Genomic DNA, 5,512 nt, shown 5'->3' on the forward strand with positions numbered 1-5,512 from the left:
ACTTTAAGAGGAACAAGTACTTTATTAAAAAAAGACGTTTCGAGCTTGGCTAACCAACCGTTTCCGTTTTCTCCATTAGCTACTTGAGCAGCGTGTTTTTTGTGAAATTCTGCTACCCGTTTATTATGCTCTTTATGCCATTCGTGCATAGAATTATGTTTCATTCTTATCGCCTCCTTTCCGTTTAATTATATTTCTAGAAAAGTTGAATAGAAAGTCCTTTTTATTCAACTTTTGAAAGAGAGGAAATCGATAAGTTAATAAATCTAAATATGCACAGTTCGTATACACTACGCTTGTTCAACTAACCTGCCCCTATAGTTGCATAAAAAAATAGGCTGCCGAAGCAACCCCTGTTATTGAGGTAAAGCACCCGTTAGCGAAATAAGAACTTTTTACCTTCTAACGAATACCGAATATTCCATTGAATTTTCGAATCCTAATCTTTCAGCCAGCTTTATCGATGCAAAATTGTTAACATCACAGTCCCAATTGGGTTTCAAATTTCTTTCAATACAATGTTCAATGAATATTTCTGCAACATTTTGAGCTAAGCCCATTCCTCTATACTTATTTTGAGTTGCAATATCAATTTCAGCAAATTTTGATGAACTAAATATAGATGTACACTCACTTACAACGTTATCATTATGTAACAAACAATAACCAAAACCATTCTCTAGAAAATTTGATACTGAACCCCAATATTCATTATAATAAGATTCATTAAATTCCAGACTTTCAGTAATTATTTTTTCATCTATTCTCTTTACTATAAAATCTTTAGGGACTTTTTCCTTTTTTATTGTTGAATATGTATCCTTATTAAAATGAAAAGAATATCTTTGCATCTGTCTTAACTCTTTTCCAAACAACTTATTTATAACTTGATCCCATTCTTTTGATGGAGAAAACAAAGTGAATCGCTTTTTATCATTTTTTCTACTTCTATAAATCTCTAATAATATGCTGTTAAGACCATTGTTCATTTCGTCTCCACCAACAACAAAAATACCTGAATCAGTACCAACTAAAACTGTTTTCTTTAATGCATCCATATAAACCTGTCCAGGAATATAATTATTTAATACAGAGAAAGCAAATGTCGGATAAGTTCCTTTATCATTTTTTTTTAGTAAATTTATTACCTTTTCAAATTCATTATTCATACACTGGCCCCCCTTTTGTTTTTTGTTATTCCTTATACTCTTTGTACTTCCTTCTCACTAACTTGCCTCGATAGTTCCTGATGAAAAGAGTTCCAGAGCAACCTTCCTTATTGAAGTAAAGCACCTGTTAGTTGATTAGTATTTAGTAGGATTTATTATTAAAACAGTCTTCACAAATGAATTTACCTTCGTTTCTTATATATGCTTTTATTTCAGTAAAACCTTTTCGCTTTGGATAACGCATTTTTACAAAAATAACGTCATCTCCCTTAATCTCTTTATCACAAATAGTACATTTGGGTTTATCCCATAACATAACTAAATCACCTCTATGTAATGTTAATTCCTCTTCATATCTTTACGAATAACTTTTATAAAAGTTTCTACTACTAAACTGCCCCTTTAGTTGAAGAAGAAAAATCAAAAGCATTGTTTAATAGACTCTATTTTAAAGAAGTAACAATCAAAAAAAGTTCGTAAAAGTGTACCTTTACGAATGAATTTTAATTGGTTACTTCTTCTAAGATCTCTTATGTAAACTAATTGATTAGGTTCTTCAACGAACTGGCCAGTTCGTTGAAAAAGGTATTCTAAAAAATATGTAACAGACACAGAAGTGCCTGCTAAGTGAAATAAATATAGATGACGTGAAACGTCATTTGCAAGAGGTATTAGATAACTATCCAAGAACAGGATTAAGCTGTGAAATAGGTGTTCATCCAGAGCTACCGAGATAATTATATCAGGTAGTTTTTTTGAAGGATTTTAGATCAGTCATTAGCTCAACCAGAGCTTGTAATTTGAGTTAGAGGGTTAAATCACCAAAAACACCTTCTTCTACGATCGAATCTGTCACAATGATCAAATCGATCACAACGGCGTCTTCTATCACAAAAAAACATTCAAATCCCCTCCTTTTAACACTCTTACTATAAAATATGTTGGTATGAAAACAATGTATAGACAAGAGGCCATAAATCAAGAATACATAATCAAACAAAATAAATTCTGGTGCCTATCGATTTTATTTCCCTACGCAAAAACCCCTTGTGCGGCAAGGGGTTTTTGTTTTTCGTACTTCCGTTAAAATACATTATGGGGTCCCGCCATGGTAGGACCCCTTCCTATAGATCGTGACAATGTAGAAAGTGCGCGAATTTAAAAAGTCATGCCTTAGCCGCAGGGTTTTTAGGAATAAACCCTTCATCATGTGTCCATTTGAATAGTGATTTAATACAACGAATCCTGTGACCTAAACTAGAAGGCTTTAAGTGTTCGCCCGCCTGTATTAGATACCCTTTTAATTTCTCTGTAGAAAGTTCATCCATATCAATATCACCGAAAAATCGTAATAAGAGATTATATTGAAAAACAATATGTTTTTAATGTAAAAGGCGAATATCTCTCAATTTTTTTATCTAGTTGATACTTTTCCCAGGCTTCTGATAAAAACATTTTTCATTCACTCTCCCATGTTATAAATCAATTAATCTAGATATTATTATGTTCAAGGAGAGAATTTTTTATACGCAAGTTATTAAACCATCGCAGACAATAACCAATTATAGAACCATGTGAACCCTTGAAATACAAGAAAAAAGGCACTTTCTTTACTCAAGAAATGCGCCCGATTACTGAAGAACGAATATAAAACCTTGGTACCAAATGGCCTTGTCATTTATTTATGATACGGTTCACCGCACCTATTCAAGCAGTGATTTTTTAAAAACTGTCAGCCTTTTAATTTTACACTTCTACTTTAAATCGACGCTGCTGAGGAAGCAGCTGCTTGATCAGCCTTTACACAATCAATTGCAACAACGAGTGCAATAATAATGGTTTCCATCTCTTCATCTATTATTTGAACCTTGTAGCTATCGCCCCAAGTGAACCACTCCTTGCCCACTTTACCTACGATTTTACCATGCTGTAAAACTTGAAAATCCATATCCCACCAATTACCATGTACTTCAATGCCTGCCGCATCAATTGTATATCGTGCTTTTAAGAAGGAAAATTCCTTCTTTATTGTTAATACCTCTCGACCATTCACCTCAACCAAAAACTTTGGTAAAAAGCTGAACACCTTTTTCGTAATGAGTGCTACTTCATTTCTTCCTGTATTCATAATGGAGAAAGTCTTTGGAACTTGCATAAAACTTCCCTCCACGTAATATATATCCTTCTCCTGCTGATCCTTTACTGTAAATTTCCCGCTAAGACTGAATACCTTCTGCTTTATATAAAGCTGCCTCATACTTATGCCTCCCAACCTTAAGTCTTTTACATTTCTTACGTTTGAAATAGGCATTGGGTCCAATCTTATGCATTAAATTCCAAATAATAGTTCCACTCAAAAGCACCCTCTTTTCGGTTCACCACTATTTGTCCTTAACTAATTTACCTTTTGTAAAGTCAGCAATTCTTCCTTCGCAATCTGGCCCTTTAATTGAATAAGAATGGACTAAATTTTATTGTATAAGAACGCTAAGTTTCCAGGTTAGTAATTTTGCCAAAAAGTAAGGCATCATAATACTTATCCTCTATAAAAAAGTGCTCCTTTAATCGTCCTTCTAACTCATACCTGTTCTTTTCAAGTATCCGTGCAGAACCAATATTGGCATCCACTACCATAGCATGGAGTTTATGAAGATTAAGTGATTTAAATGCAAAATCACTCATCAATGCAACAATCTCTGTGCCATATCCCTTACCCCAATGATGTTTATGCAACACATAACCAATTTCTGCTTTGTTTGCTCCTTGGTCAAAATTGAAAATCATGGCTGTCCCTATAATTGTTTGAGTTAATTTTTCAACAATGGAGGAATATAAATGAGTACCTGCCGACTCACGTTCTAACATTATTTCAATGAACTGACGAGTTTCCTCCGAAGTATTCATCAAATTCCAGCCAATAAATCGTGAAACTTCTTGATCTGACGCATAATGATGTATCTCTTGAACATCCTCACCCCTTAGTGCTTTGAAGTAGATTTTTTCACCCTCCAAAGAATGAAATAAAACAGCCTGCTTCTCCATTTTAACCTCCTCTAACTTCACTTTGTTAATGAACCTCAGATGGTAGCGAAAATGCCCCCAATTAAGGTTAATATCATCGCACTCATCTTAGTACATCCTTTCAAATATTTCCATATAAGAGTCCTACCAACAAAACGCGGAAAACATACGCTAAGAGAGTAACATCAGGAAAATACGGGTTTACAACGGTAAGGAAATCCAAATATAAAAAAAAGTCTAATTTCTCGCTTTTAACACCTAGAAATTAGGCTTTAGTTAAATTTCATTAAAGCGCCCGTTTGCTTAGCTCTACAACGTCTTTTAAATGGATACCGACAATATGATTGATGTTCAATGCAACAAAGTTGTTTTTTTACGTTAGTACCAGTTTGAATACCAAGTTGGAGATCGAAATCAATTCAAAGTCCCCCTCAATATTTATTTGATTTCCTCAGCCAGCTCCAAAATAATTCCTTCTGGCCCACGAACGAAGCATAATTTATAAGCGTTTTCGTAGTTTTGTATCTCACCAATAAGTCCTGCGCCTGTCTTTGTCAATTTGGTAACAAGGGCTTCAATATCTTCAACAGCAAAGGCAATATGCTGGATACCCAGAGTATTTGCTAAAGGACGCTGTATGCCATTTTCATCTGATGGCGTGTGAAATTTTACTAGTTCTATATTTGCGTCACCGTCTGGCGTTCGCAACATTACTAGTTCTATATTTGCGTCACCGTCTGGCGTTCGCGACATTACAACTTCCTCTTTAACGTCTTGAAGCCCTATTATCCGCTCCATCCGCTCCACCCACTCGCCTTCCACTTTTCCTTCCCCCAGCATTTCAAGGCCAAAGTCAAGAAAAAACGCTTTCACGGCAGGAAGATCATTGACGATTATACCCACATGATCTATTCTATGGATTTTCATATCTCATACCTCCTTTTTCCTAATTTTATCACATATGTCTCCTAAAGATTTCTTCTCGATTGCTTAATAGCTTTTCCTCTTTATTGTAAGCAAACTAGCCCGTTTGCTTACAATAAAATTCCTACATTATTAAAAATCCACATATAAACGGTTAAATCTGTTTCAAAACGGTACGACTTTCTTATAAACAGTACATCTTTATTTTAAACCGATACTATTATAAACGAGTCACTTAATCAGCTATAAAGGATTTTTTATCTTATCCCCTTCAAGTCATTGTTCAACTATCCTGCCCCGATAGTTGCATAAAATCGAGTAGGAGGAGGCGCCTAGCCTCCGACCTCTCACACCACCGTACGTACCGTTCGGTATACGGCGGTTCAGTTTAAGTCTGA

General features: G+C 34.8%; 5 protein-coding genes. All 5 read right to left on the reverse strand.

Annotation, left to right across the window (positions count from 1 at the left end):
- Positions 1–395 precede the first annotated feature (395 nt).
- Positions 396–1,169 (reverse strand): GNAT family N-acetyltransferase, encoded by a 774-nt coding sequence (locus tag ACFWE9_RS25635; RefSeq protein ID WP_377359471.1) that lies wholly within the window; start codon positions 1,167–1,169, stop codon positions 396–398.
- 142 nt (positions 1,170–1,311) lie between these two features.
- Positions 1,312–1,485: a Fe3+ hydroxamate ABC transporter substrate-binding protein gene (locus ACFWE9_RS25640; RefSeq protein WP_230161840.1), complete on the reverse strand. Its 174-nt coding sequence runs from the start codon at positions 1,483–1,485 to the stop codon at positions 1,312–1,314.
- A 1,443-nt stretch (positions 1,486–2,928) separates the two neighbouring features.
- Complete coding sequence (locus ACFWE9_RS25645) at positions 2,929–3,426, reverse strand: LURP-one-related/scramblase family protein (RefSeq protein WP_230161844.1); 498 nt, start codon at positions 3,424–3,426, stop codon at positions 2,929–2,931.
- 230 nt (positions 3,427–3,656) lie between these two features.
- Positions 3,657–4,211, reverse strand: a complete 555-nt coding sequence (locus tag ACFWE9_RS25650) for a GNAT family N-acetyltransferase (RefSeq protein ID WP_377359474.1) — start codon at positions 4,209–4,211, stop codon at positions 3,657–3,659.
- A gap of 417 nt (positions 4,212–4,628) precedes the next feature.
- Positions 4,629–5,117 (reverse strand): VOC family protein, encoded by a 489-nt coding sequence (locus ACFWE9_RS25655; RefSeq protein WP_230161848.1) that lies wholly within the window; start codon positions 5,115–5,117, stop codon positions 4,629–4,631.
- Positions 5,118–5,512 lie beyond the last annotated feature (395 nt).

The sequence above is a fragment of the Peribacillus sp. NPDC060253 genome, assembly GCF_042727425.1.
Lineage (GTDB): Bacteria > Bacillota > Bacilli > Bacillales > DSM-1321 > Peribacillus.